Annotated in this window: 17 protein-coding genes; 6 read left to right on the top strand and 11 right to left on the bottom strand. The window is 71.9% G+C overall.

The annotated features are described in order from the left end of the window. Positions 1 to 43: 43 nt before the first annotated feature. A complete protein-coding gene (locus tag OKJ99_RS32345) occupies positions 44 to 2,926 on the top strand; it encodes an ATP-binding protein (protein WP_326021567.1) in 2,883 nt (960 codons plus the stop codon). A 99-nt stretch (positions 2,927 to 3,025) separates the two neighbouring features. Further along, positions 3,026 to 3,523 (top strand): hypothetical protein, encoded by a 498-nt coding sequence (locus OKJ99_RS32350; RefSeq protein WP_326021568.1) that lies wholly within the window; start codon positions 3,026 to 3,028, stop codon positions 3,521 to 3,523. Positions 3,524 to 3,549: 26 nt separating this feature from the next. On the opposite strand, the gene OKJ99_RS32355 is transcribed toward OKJ99_RS32350, so the two are convergent. Together OKJ99_RS32355 and OKJ99_RS32360 are read right to left on the bottom strand one after the other, a co-directional pair. Next, positions 3,550 to 5,523, bottom strand: a complete 1,974-nt coding sequence (locus OKJ99_RS32355; RefSeq protein ID WP_407700811.1) for an N-acetylmuramoyl-L-alanine amidase — start codon at positions 5,521 to 5,523, stop codon at positions 3,550 to 3,552. Positions 5,524 to 5,734: 211 nt separating this feature from the next. Continuing rightward, on the bottom strand, positions 5,735 to 6,889 hold the full coding sequence (locus tag OKJ99_RS32360) for an aminoglycoside phosphotransferase family protein (protein WP_326021569.1): 1,155 nt from the start codon (positions 6,887 to 6,889) through the stop codon (positions 5,735 to 5,737). Between the two features lie 234 nt (positions 6,890 to 7,123). Between OKJ99_RS32360 and OKJ99_RS32365 the strand changes: the two genes are divergently transcribed. After that, entirely contained in the window at positions 7,124 to 8,623 is a 1,500-nt protein-coding gene (locus OKJ99_RS32365; RefSeq protein WP_326021570.1) for a DNA-binding protein NsdB, read from the top strand. Between the two features lie 13 nt (positions 8,624 to 8,636). On the opposite strand, the gene OKJ99_RS32370 is transcribed toward OKJ99_RS32365, so the two are convergent. The 7 genes from OKJ99_RS32370 to OKJ99_RS32400 all read right to left on the bottom strand — a co-directional run bounded on the left by OKJ99_RS32370 (position 8,637) and on the right by OKJ99_RS32400 (position 17,324). Continuing rightward, positions 8,637 to 10,055 (bottom strand): PP2C family protein-serine/threonine phosphatase, encoded by a 1,419-nt coding sequence (locus OKJ99_RS32370; protein WP_326021572.1) that lies wholly within the window; start codon positions 10,053 to 10,055, stop codon positions 8,637 to 8,639. A gap of 242 nt (positions 10,056 to 10,297) precedes the next feature. Then, entirely contained in the window at positions 10,298 to 11,884 is a 1,587-nt protein-coding gene (locus OKJ99_RS32375; protein WP_326021573.1) for a glycoside hydrolase family 13 protein, read from the bottom strand. Between the two features lie 48 nt (positions 11,885 to 11,932). Next, positions 11,933 to 12,808 (bottom strand): carbohydrate ABC transporter permease, encoded by an 876-nt coding sequence (locus OKJ99_RS32380; protein WP_326021614.1) that lies wholly within the window; start codon positions 12,806 to 12,808, stop codon positions 11,933 to 11,935. 28 nt (positions 12,809 to 12,836) lie between these two features. After that, positions 12,837 to 13,790 (bottom strand): carbohydrate ABC transporter permease, encoded by a 954-nt coding sequence (locus OKJ99_RS32385; protein ID WP_326021575.1) that lies wholly within the window; start codon positions 13,788 to 13,790, stop codon positions 12,837 to 12,839. A 37-nt stretch (positions 13,791 to 13,827) separates the two neighbouring features. Further along, positions 13,828 to 15,240, bottom strand: coding sequence for an ABC transporter substrate-binding protein (locus tag OKJ99_RS32390; RefSeq protein ID WP_326021577.1), 1,413 nt, complete (start codon positions 15,238 to 15,240; stop codon positions 13,828 to 13,830). A 183-nt stretch (positions 15,241 to 15,423) separates the two neighbouring features. Next, entirely contained in the window at positions 15,424 to 16,425 is a 1,002-nt protein-coding gene (locus OKJ99_RS32395) for a LacI family DNA-binding transcriptional regulator (protein WP_326021578.1), read from the bottom strand. A gap of 41 nt (positions 16,426 to 16,466) precedes the next feature. Next, a complete protein-coding gene (locus OKJ99_RS32400; protein ID WP_326021580.1) occupies positions 16,467 to 17,324 on the bottom strand; it encodes a universal stress protein in 858 nt (285 codons plus the stop codon). Between the two features lie 245 nt (positions 17,325 to 17,569). Here OKJ99_RS32400 and OKJ99_RS32405 point away from each other — a divergent pair, with 245 nt between their 5' ends. The 3 genes from OKJ99_RS32405 (at position 17,570) to OKJ99_RS32415 (ending at position 19,715) form a co-directional block, all read left to right on the top strand. Beyond that, positions 17,570 to 18,157: an Rv1733c family protein gene (locus OKJ99_RS32405; protein WP_326021581.1), complete on the top strand. Its 588-nt coding sequence runs from the start codon at positions 17,570 to 17,572 to the stop codon at positions 18,155 to 18,157. 257 nt (positions 18,158 to 18,414) lie between these two features. Continuing rightward, a complete protein-coding gene (locus OKJ99_RS32410; RefSeq protein ID WP_326021582.1) occupies positions 18,415 to 18,873 on the top strand; it encodes a Crp/Fnr family transcriptional regulator in 459 nt (152 codons plus the stop codon). Between the two features lie 128 nt (positions 18,874 to 19,001). Further along, positions 19,002 to 19,715: a response regulator transcription factor gene (locus tag OKJ99_RS32415; protein WP_326021583.1), complete on the top strand. Its 714-nt coding sequence runs from the start codon at positions 19,002 to 19,004 to the stop codon at positions 19,713 to 19,715. Positions 19,716 to 19,726: 11 nt separating this feature from the next. Here OKJ99_RS32415 and OKJ99_RS32420 read toward each other — a convergent pair whose 3' ends face one another. Continuing rightward, positions 19,727 to 21,466: a sensor histidine kinase gene (locus tag OKJ99_RS32420; protein WP_326021585.1), complete on the bottom strand. Its 1,740-nt coding sequence runs from the start codon at positions 21,464 to 21,466 to the stop codon at positions 19,727 to 19,729. Between the two features lie 77 nt (positions 21,467 to 21,543). Further along, on the bottom strand, positions 21,544 to 23,895 hold the full coding sequence (locus tag OKJ99_RS32425; protein ID WP_326021586.1) for a helix-turn-helix transcriptional regulator: 2,352 nt from the start codon (positions 23,893 to 23,895) through the stop codon (positions 21,544 to 21,546). Positions 23,896 to 23,964: the final 69 nt, after the last annotated feature.

A 23,964-nucleotide genomic window follows, 5' to 3' on the forward strand; every position in this document is an offset into this window, starting at 1 on the left:
TGGAAACCGTGGTGCGCGACCGCGCCGCGGGTGGGGGTGCGCCATGGTGCGGAGCGATGGCAGGGGCAGGCGGAAGCTGTTCGAGCGGGACAGTGAACTCGCCGTCGTGGACGCGGTGTTGAACGAGGTGACCGGGATCCCGCGGGACGGCGGCGAACCCCCGGACCGGCCGCATGGCGCGCTGCTCGCCGTCGCCGCGACCGCCGGACTCGGCAAGACCAGCCTCCTCGCCGAAGTGCGACGCAAGGCCGCAGCCAAGGGCTGCACCGTCCTGTACGCACGCGGCGGCGACCAGGAGCAGGGCGTCGCCTTCCACGTCGCGCGCCAGCTCCTCCAGCCACGCCTCGCGGGCGCCTCCGCCGCCGACCTCCGCGCCACACTGGGCAGTTGGTACGCGATCGTGGGCCCCGCCCTCGGCCTGTGCGCCCCCACCGAAGGCGCACCGCCCGACCCGCAGGGCCTGCGCGACGGCCTCGACTGGGTACTCACCCACCTCGCCGTGCAGCAGGCCCCCATGGTCCTCGTCCTCGACGACGCCCACTGGGCCGACCCGGAGTCCCTGAGCTGGCTCGCCGCGTTCGCTCCGCGCGCCGAGGAACTGCCACTCCTGCTCGTCGTCGCCTACCGCCCCGAGGAACTCCCGGACCACGCCGAGGCCCTGCGCGGCCTTCCGGGCCGCTCGGGCCGGCGCGCCCTCGGACTCGAACCGCTCAGCGCCACCGCCATCGCGGGACTCGTCCGCGATTCGCTCGGCGGCCACGCCGACGACGCCTTCTGCCGCGAGTGCTGGGCCGTCACCGCGGGCAACCCCTTCGAGGCGGTCGAGCTGACGGCCAAGGTCCGCGACCGCGGCCTCGTCCCCACCGAGAACGGCGCCCACCTGCTGCGCGACCTCGCCGCCGCCGCGAAGGGCAGCGGACTCGTCGCCCGCATCGAACGCCTCGGCGCCTCCACCGTCCGCTTCGCCTGGGCCTGCGCCGTGCTCGGCACCGAGATCGTGCCCGAACTCGCCGCGAACGTCGCCGGGTTGGGCCCCGAAGAGGCGGCCGACGCCACCGACCGGCTGCGCACCGCCCGCGTGCTCAAGGGCGTCGAGTCGCTCGAATTCGTCCACCCGCTCATCGCCACCGCCGTCTACCGCGCCATCCCCGGCGGCATCCGCGTCGCCCTGCACGGGCAGGCCGCCTGGACCGTCCTCGACGCCGGCCTCGGCCCCTGCGCCGCCGCCCGGCACCTCCTGGAGACCCACCCCGAAAGCGACCCGTGGGTCGTGCGGCAGCTGCGCGCCGCCGCCGCCGAGACCGTCCGCGCGGGCGCCCCCGACGCCGCCCGCCGCTACCTCGCCCGCGCCCTGCGCGAACCCCCGGCCTTCGACGACCGCGCCGCCGTCCTCTACGAACTCGGCAGCGCATCCCTGCTCACCGAGCCCGCCACCACCGTCAACCACCTGCGTGCCGCCCTCGAAGAACCCATCACCGACCCCGCCCTGCGGCACGGCATCGTCTACCGCCTCTCCCAAGTCCTCGCCCACACCGACCGGCTGGCCGAGGCCTCCGAGACCCTCGCCCGCGAGATCCGCGTCACCGACGACCCGCGCGTACGCCTGCGCATGCAGGCCGAACAGTTCATGTGGGACGCCTTCCGCTCCGACGAACCCGACTCCCCGGCCCGCTCCCGACGCCTCGCGAAACTCGCCGACCGGCTCACCGGACGCGACCTCACCGAGCGCTACCTCATCGGCCTGCGCACCTGGGACGCCACCCTGCGCGGCGAGCCCGCCGACACGGTGATCCAGCACGCCGAGCGGGCGCTGGCCGGCGGGCTGTGCTGGGCCGCCGACGAGGACCGCGGCTTCGAGGTCCCCGTCCTCGTCGCCATGGCCTTCGTCTACGCCGACCGTCCGGGCCGCACCGAGGAACTCTTCGTCGAGGGCATCGCCGACTTCGAGCGGGCGGGCTGGCGCGGCGCCCACCTGTCCTTCGCGTACACGCTGCTCGGCTACATCCGCTACCGCCGCGGGCGGCTCGCCGAGGCCGAGGACTTCGTGCGCGCGGGCCTGGGTCTCGCCCGGCGCGTCGGACCCGGCACCCCCGCCCACTGGTACGCCGTCGGCACCCTCGTCGAGGTGCTGCTCGCGCGCGGCCGGGCGCCCGAGGCCAAGGAGGTGGCGGAGGAGCACGCCTTCGGCCCGCCGTTCCCCGCCGCCGTCGTCTTCCCCGACGCACAGACCGTCTACGGCGAACTCCTCCTCGCGCTCGGCCGCACCGAGGCCGCCGCCGAGGAGCTCGCCGCGGCGGGCCGCCGCCTCGACCCGCGCGGCATGCGCAACCCCGCGTGGTGCCCCTGGCAGCTGCACCTCGCCCGCGCCGAGGCCTCGGCCGCGCCCGAGCGGGCCCGGGCCCTCGCGGAGGACGCCGTCGAGCGGGCCCGGCACTACGGGGCGCCGTCCGCCGTGGGCCAGGCCCTGCGCACCGCGGCCGAGGTCTCCTCCGGCACCGAGCGCGCCAAGCTCCTGGAGGAGTCCGTCGCCCACCTGGAGCGCTCACCCGCGGGCTACGAGCTGGCCTGCTCGCTCGTCGCCCTCGGCGCGGAACTGCGCCGTAAGGGCCACGCCAAGGAGGCGGCGGAGCACCTCTACCGGGGACTCGACACGGCGGTCGGCTGCGGAGCCGACGGCCTGGCCCAGAACGCCCGCGACGAGCTGGCCGCGGCGGGTCTGCGGCCGCGGCCCCTGCACGGCGCGGTCACCGACACGCTCACCGCACGGGAGCGGGCGGCGGCACGGTGCGCCGCGCACGGCCTGTGCCCGTCCGAGGTCGCGCGGGACCTCCACGTGGACGAGCCCACGGTCGTCCGTCTCCTGTCATCGGCCTACCGCAAGCTGGGCACCGACGCGAAGGGGCTGGCGGCGGCGCTGGGGGAGTAGGCCACCGCTGTGTCCCCGGGGGCGGCGAAACGAGGGCTACGGCGTCAACGTGGACGACCCGAGACCGGCCCACGCGGAGCGTCGACGTACCATTGCGGCATGTCCTTCCTCCGCCGCCGCGCTGCGACCCCCGCGGGTCCCGACTTCGACGTCCTGGCCATGGATCCGGGCGACTGGCCGGGAAACCTGGGCGCCGGTCTGCTGCCCGCCCCCGACGGAACCTGCCAGGGCGTGTTCCTGCGCTACGACCTGTTCGGCGGCCGCGGCCCCGCCATGGTCATCGGCAACCTGCCCGAGGGCTCCCCGGCCCGCGAGGTGGACGACGGTGACATCCCCTTCGAGGTCGCCCAGCTCCTCGTGGCCCTCGAGAACGACGAGGAAGTCACCGTCACCGACGTGGAGGACGTCCCGGTGATGCAGGGCGACAACCTCCTGGTGGTGCGCCGCCTGAAGCTCTCCGAGACGCGGATCTCCTGCGTCCAGTTCGACCGCAGCGACAATGTGCTCGTGACCATCGCGTCCTGGGACCGCCCGATCACGGACGACCTGTACGCGCTGCTCAAGCCGCTGCCGGCGGAGCTGTTCCAGCAGGGCTGAGCAGCGCGCACAGCACGCGTCGGGCGTTACGACACCGTCGAGGGCAGCACCTGCACATCCGCTGCCCGCACCCATGCGACGCGGTGCCCGAACTGGATCTCGTAGTACACGTCCTTGCCCTTGACCACCTTGTGCGACGAGGTGTCGAACGTGGGGGAGTAGAAGTACTCGCCCCTGGTCGTCCCACCCGTCGCGTAGCGCTGGCCCGAGAGCAGCTTGTACGGCAGCGGCGAGATCGCCTGCGGCGTCATGCCCGAGGGGTAGGCCTCCTTCTCCGGGTAGGCCCGCCCGTACACCGGTACCTCGCTCGCGCCGGGCTTCGGCGTGACCACAAGTCCCTTGGCAGGCACGGCGGTCGGCTGCGTGGCCGGGTTCTTGAACCAGGCCTTCTGGCCCAGGTACCAGATCGCCGTCCAGTCGCCCTCGCGGCCGGCGATCGCGTACTGCTGGCCTGCCGAGACCCGCGACGCCATGTCATTGACGTCGATCGTCGAGGGCTCGCCGCCCGGGCGCAGCCCGATGTCCTTGATCAGCGCGGCGTCCTCGCTGGGCTCCGTGTAGAGGCGCACGGCGCTCGAACCGTGCGGCGCGCAAGCCACGCCCGCCTTCTCGCAACCGGTGAACTCCGGCTGGTTCTCGTCGAATTCGGGGGCGACGGTCACGAGCCCGCCGTCCGGCCCCGCCGACTGGTGGAACGGCTTGCCCATCAGGGCGAAGTAGTGCGACCAGTCCCAGTACGGGCCCGGGTCCGTGTGCATCGACTTGATGGTGGACGTCGTCGGGCCCGGCACCGTGTCATGACCCAGGATGTGCTGCCGGTCCAGCGGGATGCCGTACTTCTTCGAGAGGTACTTCACCAGGCGCGACGAAGACCGGTACATCTCCTCCGTGTACCAGGAGTCCGGCTGTGCGAGGAAACCCTCGTGCTCCAGGCCGATCGACTTCGCGTTGACGTACCAGTTGCCCGCGTGCCAGCCGACGTCCTTGTTCTTGATGGACTGCACGATGTGCCCGTCCGTCGAGCGCAGCGAGTAGTGCCACGCCAGATACGTCTTGTCCTGGACCAGCTTGAGCGTCTGCTCCCACGTCGCCTCCGTGTCATGGATGACGATGTAGTCGATGCTCTGGTCCTTCGGACGGTCCGCGAGATCGTGATTGCCGTAGTCCCCGTCGCCGAACTCCTCGTACGGCGCCGGGATCCACTCGCACGACACCGTCTTCGGGCACTCGGTCCCGCCCGCGTCCGCCTTGCGCAGGCCCATCTTCTCGATCTGCGCGGCCTGCGGCCGGGCGTCCGGCCGGGCGCGGAGGGTGACCTGCTGACCGGCGTCCGTGGTGCGCCGCTCGCCGTCGCGGATCACCGCGAACACATCGTTCGCGTACGTGCCCGCCGTCGCCGCGTCGTCCGCGCCGGAGAACTTCGCGACCGCCGCGTACCAGTCGGCGGGCCGGTCGCTGAGCGGCTTGCCGAGCTTCTTCTGGGCGGCCGCGAGGAGGGCGGCGCCGCCCCGCACGTTCGCCGCCGGGTCGCCGCGCAACTCCTCCGCGGAGAGGCCGGTGAGCTCCGCGGCACGCGGCAACGTCCGCAGCCGCGAAGGGAGTTGGGTGTTCTTCGGCACGGCCTTCGATGCCCTGAGCGGGGCTCGTGAGTCGTCCCCGCGCGGATCGCCCGCCGCCTCGCTGTGCCGCGTCGCGTTCGCGAGCGCGGTGCGCGCGTCCGTCAGGTGCATGGGGCCGTAGCCGCCGGTGACGCTCGGCGCCCCGCCGTGCGCGTCCCACCGCGACTGCAGGTACGACACACCGAGGAGCACGCTCTGCGGTACCTGGTACTCGGCCGCGGCCGAAGCGAACGCGCCTTGCAGCCGGCCCGAAGGGGCCTCGGCCGAGGTGCCGGGCGGGGCCGCGCCGAGCAGCGGCAGCAGCAGCGCCGCCACACCGAGGGTGCCGCCCGCCACCCGCACACCCGCACGGGAACGTCTTTCGGTGAAGTATCGGGACAACGGTGCCTCCTGGGAACGCCGGGTTCGGGATGCCGCGCGGTGCCTGCGGGCCGATGATGGCTCAGTGCTATCGGCCCGTCGACGATCCGTCAATCATGCGGTGCCCAGCGGAGTTTCCCCCGGATTTCCGGCCCGTGCCCCTCGGCCCGGACACACAAAGATCCGCGGTGCGCCCTGTTCCTTCCGGGCGTCCCGCGGATCTTCGTCCCCGTCAGCGAGTGCCGACTGCCGCTCGCACCGCCTTGCGGGCCATATTGCAGTCGTCGTGCAGGCGGCGCAGCAACAGCCGCTGCTCCTCACCGGACGGCGCAGCACCGGGATGGGCCTGAACCGACGGTGCCGCCGGGGTCTGTTCGTGCAGGGAACGCTGCACGGCCGTCTCGTACGTACGGATCTCCCGTGTCAGTACGAGCATCAGGTTGACCAGGAACGCGTCGCGTGACGCGGGCCCGCCGGACTGTGCGAGCTGACTGATCTGACGCCGCGCCACCGGAGCGTCGCCGAGCACGGACCAGAGCGTCGCCAGGTCGTAGCCCGGCAGGTACCAGCCCGCGTGCTCCCAGTCCACGAGCACCGGACCGGTGGGAGCCAGCAGCACGTTCGACAACAGGGCGTCGCCGTGGCAGAACTGGCCCATCCCGCCGCGGCCCGCGCTGTGCGCGATCCCGTGCAGCAGCTTCTGCAGATCGCCCATGTCCCGGTCCGTGAGCAGGCCCAGGTCGTGGAAGCGATTGATCCGCGTCGCGTAGTCCAGTGGCGCGTCGAAGGTGCCCGCCGGCGGCCGCCACTGGTTGAGCCGGCAGATCGCACCGAGTGCGGCGCGCACGTCCGCCCGCGGCGGAGCCTCGGCCGGGTGGCGCTGCAGGGCCGCCACCCGGCCGGGCATCCGCTCGATCACCAGCGTGCCGTTGTCGGGGTCCGCGGCGATGAGCCGGGGCACCCGCACCGGGGGCCGGTGTCGGACGAACGAGCGGTATGCGGCTATCTCGTGCCGGATCCGCGCCATGTAGGCGGGAGCGTGGTCCAGTAAACACTTCGCGACGGCGGCGCTGCGCCCTGTCGTTCCGACGAGGAGCACGGAGCGCGGAGAGCGGCGCAACACCTGCACCGGATGGAACTCCGGGCAGATCCGGTGCACCGACGCGATTGCCGTGCGCAGCTGGGCGCCCTGAGGGCCGGACAAGTCGAGTCTCCCGCTGAGCGGTTGCGTGCCGAGCCCCGGGGCGCGACGCGGCCGGGCGATGCCGTTCAGCGCCGGGGCCGCGGGCCGCGCGGGGTCGAGGTACGGGCCGCTTCCGCCGACCGCCGGACGGGCGGGGCGGAGCGGCCGGGGTGGGGCGGACACGGAGGACGATGCTGCGTACATGGGCGAAACAGATCCCTTCGTGTGCCAGTGAGTTGCCTGCGCCGTCCCGGCCCGGCCGATTCGGTACACCCTGGGGAATGCCCTGCTGCGACCGGGTCGGGGTGGCGCACTCCTACCTGACACCAGGCGCCCGAGAGCACAACAGCTGGCGCACCCTGGCGAACCCTGGCGAATAGTCGCCCTGCAACTGACAGAGGGCTACTGTCAATTTCAGCCGAGAACCTGGGGGCTTACGTGAACGGACAACCCAACACCCGCCTGAACGACCTGTTCGGCCTGGCCGGCTGGTCCAAGGGCGAACTCGCGAGACTGGTCAACCGGCAGGCCGCGGCCATGGGCCACGCGCAGCTGGCGACCGACACCTCGCGGGTGCGGCGGTGGATCGACATGGGAGAGATCCCGCGCGATCCGGTGCCCAGGGTGCTGGCGGCGCTGTTCACCGAGCGACTCGGCCGTGTCGTGACCATCGAGGACCTCGGTCTCGTCCGACACGGGCGCGTAGGGAAACGGCAAGGCGGCGGCCCGGAGGAACAGGGCCCCGATGGCGTGCCGTGGGCGCCCGAGCGGACAGCGGCGGTCCTCACCGAATTCACGGGAATGGACCTCATGCTCAACCGACGCGGCTTGGTGGGCGCGGGTGCCGCGCTCGCCGCAGGCTCCGCACTCAGCACCGCCATGCACGACTGGCTGCACACCGATCCGGCCCTCGTGGCCGATGCCCCCAGGACCAACGATCCGCTGTCCCCTCCGGCCAACGCCGACGCGGCCGGGTTCGACCGATACGAGGCGGCCCCCATCGGGTCCCAGGAGATCGAGGAACTGGAGCGCTCGGTCGAGGTGTTCCGGGCCTGGGATGCCTCCCGCGGCGGCGGGTTGCAGCGCAAGGCGGTCGTGGGCCAGCTCAACGAAGTGGGCGGAATGCTCTCCTACCGCCACCCCGACCATCTGCAGCGGCGCCTGTGGGGCGTCGCCGCCAATCTCGCCGTCCTCGCGGGCTGGATGTCCCACGATGTCGGCCTGGAACCCACGGCTCAGAAGTACTTCGTCATCGCCGCGCACGCCGCGCGCGAGGGCGGGGACCGGCCGCGGGCCGGCGAGGCCCTGTCGCGGGCCGCCCGCCAGAAGATCCACCTCGGGGCGCCCGGTGAGGCGCTCGACCTGATGAAGCTCGCCAAGTCCGGCGCCGGTGACCAGGTGTTGCCGCGTACGAAGGCGATGCTCTACACCATCGAGGCCTGGGCGCAGGCGTCCCTCGGCAAGGGCCAGGCGATGCGCCGCACGCTCGGCCAGGCGGAGGAGCTCTTCGTCTCCGACCGGGGCGATGTGCCGCCGCCGAGCTGGATGCAGATGTTCGACGAGGCGGATCTGCACGGCATGCAGGCGCTCGCCTACCGCACGCTCGCCGAGCACGAGCCGGCCGCCGCCGTCATCGCGCAGCGGCACGCCGAGGAGGCCCTGGCGCTGCGCGCGGGAGGCAGGGACCGCTCGAAGATCTTCGACCATCTGTCGATGGCCTCGGCGTGCTTCATCGCCGACGACCCCGAACAGGCGGACAGGTACGCGCGGTTGGCGCTCAACTCCATGGGCTCCAACTCCTCGCACCGCACCTGGGACCGGCTGCGCGAGATGTACCGGCTCACCGGTCAGTACGCGGACTACCCGAAGATCGACGACCTGCGTCAGGAGATCAAGCTGGCGCTGCCGAGGTCGACGGGGAAGCGGGTCCAGGCCTGACCGCAGGAATTCGTCAGGAACCGATCCTGGCGACGAGAACACAGGCGTCGTCCTCGCGATCGCCCTGGCCGAACTCGTCCCTGAGCACGTGCACGCAGTCCTGTGCGTCACGGGCCGCGGTCAATGGCTCCGCCAGCGCGAGCAGTCGGCCCACGGACGCGGTCGAGCCACGCCGTGCCACGAGTCCGTCCGTGTGCAGGAGCAGCAGGTCTCCGGCGCGCAGCGGCTCTTCGGCCTGCCCGTAGACGGCGCCGGACGTGGCGCCGAGGAGGACGCCGGCGGGTGGCGCGAGCGCACGCCCCGTTCCGTCGCGGAACAGTAGCGGGGCGGGGTGTCCCGCCTGCGCCCACGCCAGTGTGCGGTCCGCGGGGTCGTAGCGGCAGCACAGGGCGCTGCCGAGAGCGGGCTGCACGGACGAGTCGAGGAGGTGGTTGAGGGAGCCGAGCAGTTCGCCGGGTGGTGTGTCGCGCATCGCCATGCCGCGGACCGCGCCGAGCAGCATCGCCATGCCGGAGGTGACGGCCACGCCGTGCCCGATGAGATCGCCGACGGTCAACAGGGTGCGTCCGCCCGGCAGTTCGAGTGCGTCGTACCAGTCGCCGCCGACGAGGTTGCCGACGGAGGAGGGGAAGTAGTGGGCGGCGAGATCGAGGCCGCCGGGACCGCTGTGCGGGAGCCGCAGGGAGCCACGCCACGGCGGTAGCACGGCTTCCTGCAGCTCGACCGCGAGCCGGTGTTCGGTCTGCGCGATGTGCCGCTGGCGCTGGAGCGAGTCACGGGTCTCGCTCACCGCGCGTTGGCTGCGGCGCAGTTCGCTGACGTCGCGTACGACCGCCCACATCGAGGCGGTCGCGCCGTCGGCGTCGAGCACGGGCTCGCCCATCATGTGCACCGTGCGCACGGATCCGTCCGGGCGCACGACGCGGAACTCCCCGTCGATCGGCTTGCCGTCGATCAGGCAGTCGGTGACCATCGCGGTCAGCCTCGGCTGGTCGTCGGCGTGCACCAGGGCGGGCAGCTCGTCGAGCGTGAGCGCGGGCGCGGCGGGGTCCCTGCCGAGGATCTGGTACAGCTCGCCGGACCAGGTGGCCTCGTCGGTCAGCAGGTTCCACTCGGCGCTGCCCACCCGGCTCAGCAGCGAGCCGGGGGACGGCGGCGCGGTGGTCCGCTGGGGCGGTGGGCCCGCGAGGGGAGCGGGGCCCTCCCGCAGCTGTGCCAAGTGCCGGTCGAGGTCGCTGAGTTGGTGCACCGCCAGTTCGTACAGGGCGCGCTGCCAGCGGGACTCGGGGTCGGCCTCGTCCGTCGTCACCGAGTCGCGGCGCACCGCGTCGACGTCGCCGAGCAGGCGACGCGTCTGCGAGATCAGCGCGTCGACGGCGCCCCGCTCCGGCGGTTGGCCGGCGGGGCGGTCCGCGAAGGCATGGGGCGGCATGAGGAAACTCCGATGCGGGCACAGGTGGCCAGGGCTGACGGAAGGACCGCTAAAGACTTTGGCACAGGCCGCGGTGCCCCGTAAGGGATTTGGCCATACACGATGCGGTGGTGCTTATGGCATATGCCCTTGTCCTCCGGGAGGACACCTTCACGGGCCACGTTCGAACGCACGCCCGGGCATGGCGTATGCCGGGCTCATACGTACGGTGATGCGTACCCCACCGATCGACGTAGCCAAACCTACGTACGCAGCCAGGCCGCCGTATCGCCCGGCAGCCGCCCGGCGCCGTCGAGTGGATCGCTGGTCAGCAGCACCTCTTGGTGGGGCGGAAGACGGGTGGGCTCGGGGCCGAGGTTCACGACACACACGAGGCCATGCCCGCGGGCGAACGCGAGTACCCCTTCGGGCGCGCTCAGCCACGTCAACTCATCCCCGGGAAAGCCCGGTTGGCATGCCCGCAGGTGCAGTGCGCTCCGGTACAGCGAGAGCATCGAGCGCGGATCCTCCTCCTGACGCTCGGCGGCGTACGTCCCCCAGTCCGGCGGCTGCGGTAGCCAGGCCTCACCGCCGTCCCCGAAGCCGTACGTCGCTCCGACCGTGGTCCACGGCAGTGGCACGCGGCAGCCGTCGCGGCCGGGGTCGACGCCGCCCGAGCGGGCGTGCATCGGATCCTGGATGTGTGAGCGGTCCACCGCCACCTCCGGCAGGCCCAACTCCTCGCCCTGGTACAGGTACACGGATCCGGGCAGCGCGAGCGAGAGCAGCGCCGCCGCGCGCGCCCGGCGCAGCCCGAGCCCGAGATCCGTGGGTGTGCCGAACCGTTTGGTGGCGAAGTCGAAGCGGGTGTCGGCGCGGCCGTATCGGGTGACCGTGCGGGTCACGTCGTGGTTGCACAGCACCCAGGTCGCGGGCGCGCCCACCGGGGCGTGGTAGGCGAGCGTGCGGTCGATGGACGCGCGCAGCTCGGCGGCGTCCCAGGGACGGCTCAGGAAGTCGAAGTTGAAGGCGGTGTGCAGCTCGTCGGGGCGCAGATAGCGGGCGAAGCGCTCGGGATCCGGGACCCACAACTCGCCGATCAGGACGCCGTCGTAGTCGTTGGCGACGGCGCGCCAGGAGCGGTAGACGGCGTGCAGTTCGTCGCGGTCGACGTAGCCGCTCGTGTCGTCGTCGCCGGTCGCGTCCGCGAGGGCCGGGTCCTTGGCGAGCAGCGCCGCGGAGTCCACGCGCACACCGGCCGCGCCCCGCTCGAACCAGAACCGCAGTACGTCCTCGTGCTCCTGACGCACCACCGGATGCGCCCAGTTGAGGTCCGGCTGCTCCGGCGTGAACAGGTGCAGGTACCACTCGCCGTCCGGCACCCGGGTCCAGGTGGCGCCCGAGAACTGGGACGGCCAGTTGTTCGGCGGCAGCTCGCCGTGTGCGCCGCGCCCCGGCCGGAAGTGGAACAGCTCGCGCTCCGGGCTGCCGGGGGCCGCCGCCAACGCGGCCCGGAACCAGGGGTGTTGGTCGGACACATGGTTCGGCACGATGTCGACGATCACGCGGATGCCGAGGTCCCGTGCCTCCGCGATCAGCTTCTCGGCCTCGGCGAGGGTGCCGAACGCCGGGTCGATCGCCCGGTAGTCCGCCACGTCGTAGCCGCCGTCCGCGAGCGGCGAGCGGTACCAGGGCGTGAACCAGATGGCGTCCACGCCGAGCCCGGCCAGATACGGCAGGCGGGCCCGGACGCCGGCGAGGTCGCCGGTGCCGTCCCCGTCGCCGTCGGCGAAGCTGCGGACGTACACCTGGTAGATGGCAGCACTGCGCCACCAGTCGTCGGCCAGCACTAAGGGGTCCTTTCGCGCGGGAGTGTGGGGTGATCAGGAGCGGGCGGGTCAGCCCTTGAGGCCGCCGGCGGTCAGACCGCTCATGATGTTCCGCTGGAAGAGCAGGAAGAGAATCAGCGTCGGCACGGACGCGATGGTGAGCGCGGCGATCAGCTGGTTCTGCGGGACGCCGTTGGACAGCGAGTAGATGCCGACGTTCAGCGTCTGCTTCGCCGGGTCCGGCAGCGTCAGCAGCGGCCACAAAAAGTCCTTCCACACGCCGACCACCGCGAAGATGGAGACGACGCCGAGGATCGGCCGGGAGATCGGCAGCACCACCGAGCGCAGTGTGCGCAGCGCCGAGGCGCCGTCGATGGACGCCGCGTCGAGCAGCTCCTGGGGGATCGAGTCGAAGAACCGCTTGAGCAGGAAGATGTTGAAGGCGTTGGTGACGGACGGCAGCCAGATCGCCCACGGGCTGTTCAGCAGATTGCGCTCGAAGATCGGCACGTCGAGGACCGTCAGATACTGCGGGACGACGAGCACGGTCGCCGGGATCATCAGCGTCGCCAGCATCATGCCGAGGATGACGTTGCCGAACAGCGGGCGCAGCTTGGAGAGCGAGTACGCGGCGGCCACGTCGAGGACGAGCTGGAAGGCGAGCGCGCCGAACGCGTAGTACAGCGTGTTGAACAGGAGCTTGGCGAGGTCCATGACCTGCCAGGCGGACCGGTAGTTCTTCGGGTGCACGCTGTCGGGCACCAGGGTCGGCGGGGACTGGACGATCTCCGCGGTGGTCTTGAGGCCGCCGGTCACCATCCAGTACAGCGGGCCGAGGAAGACCAGCGTGAACAGGGTCATGGTCACGCCGAAGACGGTCCAGTAGAGGATCCTGCCCCGTCGCCGGCCGAGCTGGGCGGGGGAGATCAGGGTGCGGGGGCGCATCGTGTCGGTGGCCATGGGTGCCGTCTCCTCAGTCGTCCGATGCGCGGCTCAGCCGTACGTACACAGCGGAGAACGCCGCGAGCAGGACGAGCAGGACGAGGCCCAGGGCCGCCGCGCCGCCGTAGTTGTTGAAGTTGAAGGCGTACTGGTAGATCAGATAGACGACGGTCGTGGTCGAGCCCTCCGGGCCCGCGCCGTTCGTCAGCAGGAACGGCTCCGTGAAGACCTGCATCGTCGCGATGATCTGCATCAGGAACATCAGCGAGAGGATCAGCCGCGTCTGCGGGATCGTCACGTGCCAGATCTTGCGCCACAGTCCCGCGCCGTCCAGCTCCGCGGCCTCGTACAGCTCGCCCGGGATGCCCTGGAGCGACGCCAGATAGATGAGCGTCGCACCGCCCATGTTCATCCACGTCGCCGCGATGACGACGGACAGCATCGCGGTGTCGGTGGACTGCAGCCACTGCTGCTCCGGTATCCCGAATACTCCGAGGATCCGGTTGAACAGGCCGTAACCCGGGTCGTAGAAGTACTTGAACAGGAGCACGGAGGCGACCGGCGGCAGTATCACCGGGAGGTAGACCAGCATCCTCAAGTAGCCCTGGCCGTGCCGGAATTCATTGAGCAGCACCGCCACGAGGAACGGCACGGCGAAGCCCAGGAGCAGGGCCAGGGCGGTGAACAGGAGGGTGTTGCGCCAGGCCTGCCAGAAGGCCGGGTCATGGAAGACGTACGTGAGATTGGACCAGCCGGCCCAGGTGGTGCGGCCGTCCTTCGTCTTCTGGAAGGCCAGCAGGAACTCCCTGACCATCGGATACCAGGAGAAGAAGGAGAAGCAGAGCACCGCGCCGATCAGGAAGCCGTGGGCCGACAGATGGCGTTTCACGGTGCGCGTGAACGAGCCGTCGCGCGGGGTGAGTTGATGCCTTCGTGCGGGTGATGCGGACTGCCGGGGCTTCGCGGGAAGCGTCGGGGCCGACATGGTCACTCCTCGGGGGCACAGGTGGTGGCTGGACGGCTTACTGGTTGGCCAGCACCTGGTTGACCTGCTGCTCCGCGGTGGACAGGAGCTTGTCGACGTCAGCGTTCTTGTTGGTCAGGACACCGGACATGACGTTGTCGAGGACCTTGTAGACCTCCTGCGCCTTCGGCGGCTCCGCCTTGCCGCGCACCGGGTTCGCCATGAACGGCTCGAAGTTGCGTACGGGCATGGTGGCGTTGTTCGTCCGCGACTTGAGGTCGTCCGCCTTCACCGCGCCGGTGAAGAAGTTGGGCTGCGGCAGGCCGACCGGGAGCTTGTCCTCCTTGGTCCGCGCCCAGTCGAACTGGCCCTTGCCGGGGGTGAGCGTCTTGAAGTTCAGCCAGGCGATCGCGGCCTTGATCCTGTCCGGCGAGGAGCCCTTCTTGATCATGTAGTCGTTGCCGCCGAAGAGCGTGGCCTTGCCGCCGGGGATCGGGCCCATCCCGAAGTTGTCGTAGTCGGCGCCCAGTTGCTGCACCATGTACGTCACGTCGTCAGGCGCGGCTAGGAACATGCCGAGCTTGTCCGACGCGATCTGCTTCTGCAGGTCGCCCCACTTCAGCAGCTGCGTCCTGCCCATGCTGTCGTCCTTCCAGCGCATGTCGTGCAGCTGCTTGGCGACCTGCTGTCCGGTGGCGTCGTTGAAGGCGGCCTTGGTGCCGTCGGAGGAGACGACGTCGCCGCCGAGCCCGTACATCGTCGCCGTGAAGTGCCAGCCGCCGGTGTTCTCCGCGCTGTACTCGCCGTACCCGGAGATGCCGCCGCCGAGCCCGGCGATCTTCTTCGCGGCCGTGCGCACGTCGGCCCAGGTCGTCGGCGGCCTGTCCGGGTCGAGGCCCGCCCGCTCGAACAGCTTGCGGTTGATGAGCAGGCCCATCGTGTAGTTGCTGGTCGGCAGGCCGTAGAGCTTGTTGTCCTTCTTCAGCGCGCCAAGCACGCTCGGGTCGATCGAGCCGAGCGCCGGGACGGTCTTCTTCGTGACGTACGGGGTGATGTCCTCGGCGCCGTCGTTGTCGAGCACCTGCTGGAGATCGGTGAAGTACGTGTAGAAGACGTCCGGTTGGGACTTCGCCTTGAGCGCCGCGGTGAACCGGGCCGGCTCCTCGCACTGGCCTGCCGTGGACTTCCCGTTGATCGTGACGTTCGGATACTTCTCGTTGAACGTCTTGACGTCCTCGATCCACTGCCGCCGCTCTGCCGCCTTCGCCTTCGGCGGCATGCAGTCGATGGTCAGCGAGACCTTGGTCTTCGGGTCGAGCGGGGCGCTGATGTCGGCCTTCGAACCGGCGCCCGCCCCGTCGCCGTCGTCGGAGCTGCTGGTGCCGCAGGCCGCGAGCGAGCCCAGGGCCAGGGCCGTGGCGATCGCCACGGCGGACGTACGGAGGGCAGGACGCGGCCAGGTGCTTCTCATCGGTGGGTCCCCTTCGGGCCTGAGCCTGTGCAGGCAGGAACGTGGAGGCCCACGGCACCGCGTCGGCGAGACCGGGGCGCCGGGGCGAGCCACACTCAAGCACCGCCACCAGTTCAGCGCAAGATGTCGCGCGTATTCCGCAAAAAGCGAACAGGTGGCGTTCTTGGGGGAGTTGGTTCCTTCCTACGCGGCCCGGGTCGGCGGCGCCGTCGACCCGCGCACCACGAGTTCGGGCTCGAACAGCAGCTCACCGGGCGGAACCGAGCCGCCCTGGATCTGCGCGACGAGCAGCTCGACGGCGGCCCGCCCCATCGCCTCGATCGGCTGGCGGACCGTGGTCAGCGGCGGCTCGGTGCAGTTCATGAACGCCGAGTCGTCGTAGCCGACCACCGAGACGTCCCCCGGCACGGAGAGCCCCGCGCGCCGGGCGGCCCGCACCGCGCCGAGCGCCAGGGGGTCGCTGGCGCAGATGATGCCGGTGATGCCGCGGGAGAGGAGCCGGGCCGCCGCGGCGTGCCCGCCCTCCAGGGAGAACATGGCCCGCTCGACCGCCGAGTCCGGGAGCTTCCCCTCCACGGCGCGGGCCGCGGCGAGTTTGCGCTGCGAAGGCATGTGGTCGTCGGGGCCGAGTACCAGGCCGATGCGCTCGTGGCCCAGCGAGGACAGATGCCGCCACGCCTGCTCGACGGCGACCGCGTCGTCGCACGCCACGCACGGGAAACCGAGCCGCTCGATGGCGGCGTTGACGAGCACCACCGGCACCTGGCGCTCGGCGAGCCGCTGGTAGTGACCGTGCTCGGCGTCTCCTTGCGCGAACAGGCCGCCCGCGAACACCACGCCGGAGACCTGCTGTTGGAGCAACAGCTCCACGTAGTCCGCCTCCGAGACGCCCCCCTTGGTCTGGGTGCACAGCACCGGGGTGAGGCCCTGCTGGGCGAGCGCTCCACCGATCACTTCCGCGAACGCGGGGAAGATCGGGTTCTGCAGCTCGGGGAGGACCAGGCCGACCAGGCGGGCCCGCTCACCGCGCAGCTGGGTCGGCCGCTCGTAGCCGAGGACGTCGAGCGCGGTGAGCACCGACCGGCGCGTCGCCTCCGACACCCCGGGCTTGTTGTTGAGCACCCGGCTGACCGTGGCCTCGCTGACCCCGACCTTCTTCGCCACCTGAGCAAGTCTGCGCGTCATGGAGCGCAAGATTAGCGCAAAAACTTGCGTGCCTTTGGCGGTCAGCCGTGCGGGACGATCGCGACCGGGCTGGTCACATGGTGCACCACCGAGTGCGCGGTGCAGCCCAGACGGGACGCGTCGGTCCGCCGCCCCACCACCGTGAGGCTCGCCCCGGTGGCCGCCTTGAGGAGATGGTGGCCCGGCTGCCCGTACAGGAGCCGCTCCTCGACCCGCACCTCCGGATACTTCGTGCGCCAGGCCTGCACCGCCTCCGCGAGGGACCGGCGCAGCCGCTCCTCCTGGCGCGCGGCGTCGCCCGGCCCCGCCCCGCCCGGTTGCAGGCCGCGCAGCGGCGGCAGCGTCCAGGCGTGCAGCGCGTGCAGCGGGGCGCCGCGCAGGGCCGCGGCCTCGAAGGCGTACGAGAGGAGGTCGTCGACGGGCGCCGTCACGTCGAGCCCCACGACCACGGGACGGAAGTCGGGGCCCTCCCACTCGTCCTCCGGTAGCCCGCCGGCCCGCACCAGGACCACCGGGCGCGTCGCCCGCGTCGTGACGGCCAGGGCGACCGAACCGACGAGGAATCCCGAGTAGCCGGTGAAGCCCCGCGTACCGAGCACCAGGGCCTCCGACTCCGCCGCGGCGTCCAGCAGAGCCTCCACCGGCTGCTCCGCACGGCGCCGGGCGATGATCTCAAGGGCGGGATGGGCGTACGAGAGCCGGAGCGCGACCACGTCGAGGACACCGCGGTCGGGCAGATCGACGTCCGGGAGCCGGGGCGCGGGCCGCTCCGTGCCCGCCGCCTGCACGAGCCGCAGCGGCAGGCGGCGGCGCAGTGCCTCGCGCGCCGCCCAGTCCGCGGCGTGCACGCTCTCGCGTGAAGCGTCCGTCCCGACGCTCAGTACGCGGCTAGTGGTCATGACGGGAACCTCTCCGTGGCGGTGACGCGGACGGTGTGCCTCCGGTGCGGGTTCCACGCCAGGCGGTGGTCACTCGTGTGGAGCACGGACGGATCGGGGGCTCGTGGGCCCCGATGTCCGGGACCCTCTCACCGGTCCGACCTGCGCAGGGAGAGGCGAACCGGCCCTCGGCGAGGGGCCGTTCGGCCCCTGTCCCGGACCGCCCGGGAGCGCGAGCGTGGCTTTACGCTGGCAGGGAGGTGACGATGACGACCTGCAAGAAGTTCAGGCAAGCCAAGGGCAACCCCCTGCGGCGCGGGTCGGACGCGGTCGAGGGCTGGGCGGCGCTGCTGCTCGGACTGCTCGCCCTCCTGGTGGCGCCCGCCGCGGGTGCCGCGGCGGGCTGGGCGGCCCATGCCGACGCCACCGGGCACGCCCGCGCCCAGGTGGAGCAGCGGCATCCGGTGCGGGCCAAACTGGTCGAGGACTCCCCGGACTACGTGCCGTCGCAGAGCGGCGTGCAGAACACGGTCACGTACCCGGTCAAGGTGCGCTGGACCGATGAAGGACGAGGCACCGTCGTGGCGACGGCGCCCGTCTCCGCCGGACTCGAACGAGGCGATCGCACCACCGTCTGGCTCGACCGGCACGGCCGGGTCACGACGGAACCCTGGGGTTCCGAGGCCATCTGGGCCCGCGCGCTCACCGCGGCCTTCCTGGTCACCGTCACCACCGCCACCCTCGCCCTCCTCGCCCGCTTCCTGCTGCGCCGCGCACTCGACCACCGAAGGATCGCGGCCTGGGAGCGCGACTGGCGCCGAGTGGGGCCGGAGTGGAGCCGGCGGCACGCGTAGGGCGGGGCCGCTGCGCCGCGGAGCGCCTGCTCAGGGACCCGACGGACCCCTCGCCAGAGCCGACAGGGCCCCGCGCCGGAGCCGTTCGGCCCCTGCCCGCGCGGGCGTGGACCCGGCATCGTCGAGGTATCGCAAGGACGCCGTCCGGAAGACGCGATGACGCCGCCGAAGCCCCGCTCCGCCGACAGTCGGGCCCCGGCGGCGCCCCGAAGGGAAGCGCTCCCGGCCGTCGCCGGAGCTCCCGAAGGAGGCCGCTCATGACCACCACGGCACCACGGATGAGTCAGACCCTGCCCGAGGAGTACCGCGGTCGGATGATGCGCTTCGCGCGCGACGTGAGCTTCCCTGAAGGCACCCGGCTCTTCGACGAGGGCTCCCGCGCCGACCGCTTCTGGATCCTGCGCAGCGGCAGCGTCGCCCTCGACATGCGCGTGCCCGGCCGGCACGCCCCCGTCGTCGAATACCTCGGCCACGGCGAACTCATCGGCTGGTCATGGCTGTTCCCGCCGTATGTGTGGCAGCTCGGCGCGCGGGCCGAGACCCGGGTCAGGGCCCACGAGTTCGACGCCTTCACGATCCGCCTCCTGTGCGCCTCCGACCCCGGCCTCGGCTCGTTCGTGGCCCAGTGGGTGGGCGGGGTGCTCGCCCACCGGCTGAGCGTCACCCGCACCCGGCTCCTCGACCTCTACGCCCCCTACGGATCCGGGGCCGCATAGCACCGACGGCGGGCCGCCAGGGCCGGGTGAACGGTACCGTTCGGCCCTGGCGGATCAGTCCGTCCGGCCCCAGGATCTAGACGGGTTCGCACCCATCCGTCTGGGAACACCACATCCGAGGGGGCCGTATGCCACAGCCACGTACTTTCTCAGCGGACCGGCCCATTCGCATCCTGTTGCTCGACGACCACGAAGTGGTGCGGCGCGGCCTGCGCGACCTCCTCGGAGCGGAACCCGACATGACCGTCGTCGGCGAGGCCGCCACCGCCGCGCAGGCGATCGCGCGGGGACCCGCGCTCCGTCCCGACGTGGCCGTGCTCGACGTACGCCTCCCCGACGGCGACGGCATCACGATCTGCCGCGAACTGCGCGTGCTCATCCCGGACGTCAGCTGTCTGATGCTGACCTCGTTCGACGACGACGACGCGCTGCTCGACGCCATCATGGCCGGCGCGGGCGGCTACGTACTGAAGCAGATCAAGGGGTCCGACCTCGTCTCCGCCGTGCGCACCGTTGCCGCGGGCGAGTCCATGCTCGACCCGGCGACGACGGCCCGCCTGATGCGCAGCCTGCGCGGCCCGGAGCAGGGTGGGCCGACCGCGCAGGACGCCGCGGGAGGGGCGGTGGCCGAGGGCGTCGAGCTGACCGACCGGGAGCGGGACATCCTCGCGCTGGTGGGGGAGGGGCTCACCAACCGGCAGATCGGGCGGCGGCTCTTCCTGTCGGAGAAGACGGTGAAGAACAACATCTCCCGGCTGCTCGCCAAGTTGGGCGTGGAGCGCAGGATCCAGGCCGCCGTGATCGCGACGAGGCTGTCGCAGGACGACAGGTTCCGGCCGTGACCGCCACCGGCTCACGCGCCCTGCGCCGGTGAGGTGAGCGGCACCGTCCACTCCAGGAGGGTGCCGCCGCTGTCCTGTGCCGCGGCCGTCAGCGTTCCGCCGCGCCGCCCCGCGCGGGCCGCGAGGTTGGCGAGCCCGCTGAGATGGCCTTCCGACTCCGCGGCGATCCCCACGCCGTTGTCCGCCACGGTCAGCGTCAGCGCACCGCCGCGCACCACGAGGGCCACATCGGCGGACGAGGCGTGCGCGTGCCGGGCCACGTTCGTGAGCGCCTCGCCGAGCACGGCGAGCGCGTCGTCGCCGAGGGGACCCGGGACATCCGCGTCGATCAGGCCCTCCATGCGCAACGACGGGGTGAAGCCGAGGACGTGGGCCGCGTCCTCCACCGCCCGCACGACCCGCACCCGCAGGCCGGATCCGGTCGGCGGGGCGCCGCGCTCGCGCAGGCCGAAGATCGTCGAACGGATGATCTTGATGGTGGTGTCCAGGTCGTCCACGGCCCGCAACAGGCGCTCCGCCGCTTCCGGGTGCTGCACGAACCGCTGCGCGCTCTGGAGCGTCATGCCGGTCGCGAACAGCCGCTGGATCGCCAGGTCGTGGAGGTCGCGGGCGATCCGGTCGCGGTCCTCGAGGAGGCTCATCTGCTCCGCGTCCCGCCGCCGGTCCGCGAGCTCCAGGGCGAGGGCCGCCTGCCCCGCGAATCCGCTCAGCGGTATCAACTCCGCGGCGGAGAACGGGAGATGGTCGGCGCGGCGGGCCAGCATCAGCACCCCGCGCACGCCCTCCGACGTACCGATCGGCACCGCCACGGCCGGCCCGAGCCCCTCCCAGCGGTCCGGCTGGTAGGTGATCCGCGGGTCCTTGCGGATGTCGTCCGATGTGACCAACTCGCCCGCGGCGAGCGCCGTTCCGGCGAAGGTGCCCTCGCGCGGCAGCGTCACGTCGGTGTGCGCCGGGGCGCGTTCACCGAGCGCCAGCATCTCGTGCAGCAGATGGTCGCCGGGGACGAGGAGCGCCACCACCCCGAGGTCCGCCGCGGTGATCTCGCGCGCCCGGTCCACCATCAGCCGCAGCACCTCGGCCTCGTCGGCGCCCGACAGCAGGCTCCCGGTGAACTCGGCGCTCAACTGCAGCCAGCGCTCCCGGAGTCGGACCTCCTCGTACAGGCGCGCGTTCTCGATCGCCACGCCCGCCGCGGCGCCGAGCGTCTGCAACACTGCCACGTCCTCGTCGTCGAAGTCGCCGCCGCCGCGCTTCTGCGTCAGATACAGGTTTCCGAACACATCGTCGCGGACCCGGATCGGCACACCGACGAACGTGTGCATCGGTGGATGGTGCGGCGGGAAGCCGGCGGAGGCGGGGTGCTCGGCGAGCTCCGACAGGCGCAGCGGCTCCGGGTGCCGGATCAGCTCGCCCAGCAGGCCGTGCCCCGATGGCAGGTCACCGATCTCCGCGCGCAGTTCGTCGCTGAACCCGACCGGCAGGAACTGCGACAGCTTGCGCCGGTCCTCGCCGATCACCCCCAGCGCCCCGTACTCGGCGTCCACCAGGATCACGGCCGCCTCCACGATCCGCCGCAGCACCTGGGAGAGATCCAGCTCCTGGCCCACGGAGAGGACCGCCTCGAGCAGTCCCTGGAGGCGGTCTCTGGTACGCCGGACCGCGCCGACGCGTACCTGGAGTTCTTCGAGCAGTTCGTCGAGCCGCAACCTCGGCAGCGGGCCCGGCCCCCGTGCACCGTCCTCGGCCATCGGGCCTCCGTGGGCCTCGGTGAGGTGTCGTTCCGTACTCAAGGTAGCGGCTGTTCGCGCCCTTACGGCCCGCTTCGTCACACCTCGGACGGCGGAACGACGGAGTCCGCCGAGGATGTGGCGTGCAGGGCGGCGATCTGCGAACGGGAGGTGAAACCGAGCTTGGTGAGGATGTGCTCCACATGGGAGTCGATCGTCCGCTTCGACACCACGAGCTTCGCCGCGATCTCCCGGTTGGTGCAGCCGTCGCCGACCAGAGCGGCCACCTGACGCTCGCGGGGCGTCAGCCCGTCCGTGGGGCCCGAGCGCTGCGGAGGCACGTCGGGGGACGGCGCCGACTCGTCGTCGAGCGCCAGCTCCACCACGACGACGAGCGGCAGCGCCGCGCCCTCCTCGAACGAATGGTGGTACCCGTCGGCACCGAGCACCTCGCGGGCCAGGTCCGCCGCCTGCGCGTGCAGTTCGTGCAGCACGGGGAGGCCGAACCTGGCCTCCTTCGCGGCCCGGCGCCACAGCGCGTCGGCCGCGCCCTGCAGCGCCGCCACCCGCTCGAAGCGCCGCAGCTGCGCCGCGTGCCAGGCCAGGCCCTCCAAGAAGTGGGCGAGCCCCATCAGGTCGTGCAGCGCCGCCTTGCTGCGGATGCCCTCGCGGGCGCACTCCACGGACGCCTCGTGATCGCCCTTCAGCCACAGGCCCACGCTCTTGACCCACAGGGCCCAGCTGCGCGCCCACTGCTCGCCCGGATGCGCGGCGCCGCGCGCGAGCGAGTCGTCGCACCAGGCGATGCCCTTCTCGTGGTCGCCGGTGATGATCAGCATGAAGCCCGCGTAGAAGCCCAGCATGAGCAGGCCCGTGTCATCGCCGAGCGCCGTCATCCGGGCCCGGACCTCGTCGAAGTCGTCGGCGCAGCCCTCCATCTGACCGAGGAAGTACCGACGGTGGACCTGGAAGGAGAACGTCCACGTGGCGCCGATCCGGTCGCCGATCCGCGCGGCGATCTGCTCGGCCTCCTTCAACAGCGCCTCGTTCTTGCCCCGTTCCCCCTGGATGTCCATGTACCAGCTGATCAGCCACAGTGCCTTGACGCGCTGCGGCGTCTCGTCGCGGCAGCCGTCCAGGGTGCGGCGCAGCCAGTAACGGCCCTCGGTGAGCAGCCCGGTCGCGTGCCAGTAGCCCCACAGCGCCGTCGCCATCTCCAGGCCGTCGCAGTGCAGCCGGGGCGTCGCGACACAGTGCTCCAGGGCGATCCGGACGTTGGCCTGGTCCCGCACGAGCGCCCGCAGCAGGGGGATCTGCGCGTCCCCCGTCCACTCCTGGTCGAAGGCGCGCGCCGCGTCGAGGAAGTACTCCAGGTGCCGGCGCCGGGTCCGCTCCTCGCCGCCGAGCGCGGCGAGCTGCTCCTGTCCGTACTCACGGATCGTGTCCAGCATCCGGTACCGCGTGCCCTCGGGGGTCTCGACCCGCACCACGACCGACTTCTCGACGAGCCCGATGAGCGAGGTCAGTACGTCGTCGACCGGCAGGACCTCCTCGTCGGCGCACACCACCTCGGCCGCCTGGAGGCTCAACTCGCCCGCGAACACGGACAGCCGGGCCCACAGCAGCCGCTCCGCCGCGGTCGACAGGTCGTGGCTCCAGCCGATCGCCGTACGCAGCGTCTGATGGCGCGGCACCGAGGTGCGGCGCCCGCCCGTGAGCAGCCGGAACCGGTCGTCGAGTCGGGTCAGCATCTCGTCGAGCGACAGCACGCGCAGCCGGGAGACCGCGAGTTCGATGGCGAGCGGGATCCCGTCGAGCCGGCGGCACAGCGCCAGCACGTCCGCCCGGTTGTCCTCGCTCACCGTGAACCCCGGCACCGCCGCGGACGCCCGGTCCGCGAACAGCGCCAGCGCGTCGCACTCCCGCCCCGCGCCGTCCGCGGGCTCCGGCATGCTCAGCGGGCCGATCGCCAGGACGTGCTCCCCGGGCACGTCGAGCGGCTGCCTGCTGGTGGCGACGATCCGCAACCGGGGCGCGCAGCGCAGCAGTTCGTCGCAGAGCACCGCGCACGCGTCGACCAGATGCTCGCAGGTGTCGAGCAGCAACAGCAGCTCGCGGCCCTCCAAGTGGTCGGCGATCACCTCCAGGGCGGGCCGCGCCGCCTGCTCCGGCAGGTCGAGCGCCGCCGCCACCGCGTTCGCGAGCAGGGCCGGGTCGTGCAGCGCGGACAGCTCCACGAGCCGTACGCCGTCGGGATACGTCCCCCGCAACTCGCGCGCCGCGCGCACCGCGGTCCGGGTCTTGCCGACGCCGCCCGGCCCGGTCAGCGTGACGAGCCTGGCCCGCGTCAGCACGTCCGCCACCTGGCCCAGCTCCCTGCGCCGCCCGACGAAACTGGTGGTCTCGGCGGGCAGGTCTCCCGGCGTGCGCCGGGTGGGACTGAGGTTCATGCGGGGCTCACCTCGTGCGGTGCGGATGGTGGCGACTGCCGTCGCCAAGGCTAGGCCGAATCGGGCGTG

This window comes from Streptomyces endophyticus (genome assembly GCF_035798155.1).
Taxonomy (GTDB): domain Bacteria; phylum Actinomycetota; class Actinomycetes; order Streptomycetales; family Streptomycetaceae; genus Streptomyces; species Streptomyces endophyticus.

Excerpts from the sequence above, each read along its gene's own strand:
- OKJ99_RS32385 (WP_326021575.1), bottom strand. The coding sequence starts at position 13,790 with ATGTCGGCCCCGACGCTTCCCGCGAAGCCCCGGCAGTCCGCATCACCC.
- OKJ99_RS32380 (WP_326021614.1), bottom strand. The coding sequence starts at position 12,808 with ATGCGCCCCCGCACCCTGATCTCCCCCGCCCAGCTCGGCCGGCGACGG.
- OKJ99_RS32415 (WP_326021583.1), top strand. The coding sequence starts at position 19,002 with ATGCCACAGCCACGTACTTTCTCAGCGGACCGGCCCATTCGCATCCTG.
- OKJ99_RS32410 (WP_326021582.1), top strand. The coding sequence starts at position 18,415 with ATGACCACCACGGCACCACGGATGAGTCAGACCCTGCCCGAGGAGTAC.
- OKJ99_RS32370 (WP_326021572.1), bottom strand. The coding sequence starts at position 10,055 with ATGCCGCCCCATGCCTTCGCGGACCGCCCCGCCGGCCAACCGCCGGAG.
- OKJ99_RS32395 (WP_326021578.1), bottom strand. The coding sequence starts at position 16,425 with ATGACGCGCAGACTTGCTCAGGTGGCGAAGAAGGTCGGGGTCAGCGAG.
- OKJ99_RS32360 (WP_326021569.1), bottom strand. The coding sequence starts at position 6,889 with ATGTACGCAGCATCGTCCTCCGTGTCCGCCCCACCCCGGCCGCTCCGC.
- OKJ99_RS32350 (WP_326021568.1), top strand. The coding sequence starts at position 3,026 with ATGTCCTTCCTCCGCCGCCGCGCTGCGACCCCCGCGGGTCCCGACTTC.
- OKJ99_RS32400 (WP_326021580.1), bottom strand. The coding sequence starts at position 17,324 with ATGACCACTAGCCGCGTACTGAGCGTCGGGACGGACGCTTCACGCGAG.
- OKJ99_RS32345 (WP_326021567.1), top strand. The coding sequence starts at position 44 with ATGGTGCGGAGCGATGGCAGGGGCAGGCGGAAGCTGTTCGAGCGGGAC.
- OKJ99_RS32425 (WP_326021586.1), bottom strand. The coding sequence starts at position 23,895 with ATGAACCTCAGTCCCACCCGGCGCACGCCGGGAGACCTGCCCGCCGAG.
- OKJ99_RS32390 (WP_326021577.1), bottom strand. The coding sequence starts at position 15,240 with ATGAGAAGCACCTGGCCGCGTCCTGCCCTCCGTACGTCCGCCGTGGCG.
- OKJ99_RS32420 (WP_326021585.1), bottom strand. The coding sequence starts at position 21,466 with ATGGCCGAGGACGGTGCACGGGGGCCGGGCCCGCTGCCGAGGTTGCGG.
- OKJ99_RS32405 (WP_326021581.1), top strand. The coding sequence starts at position 17,570 with ATGACGACCTGCAAGAAGTTCAGGCAAGCCAAGGGCAACCCCCTGCGG.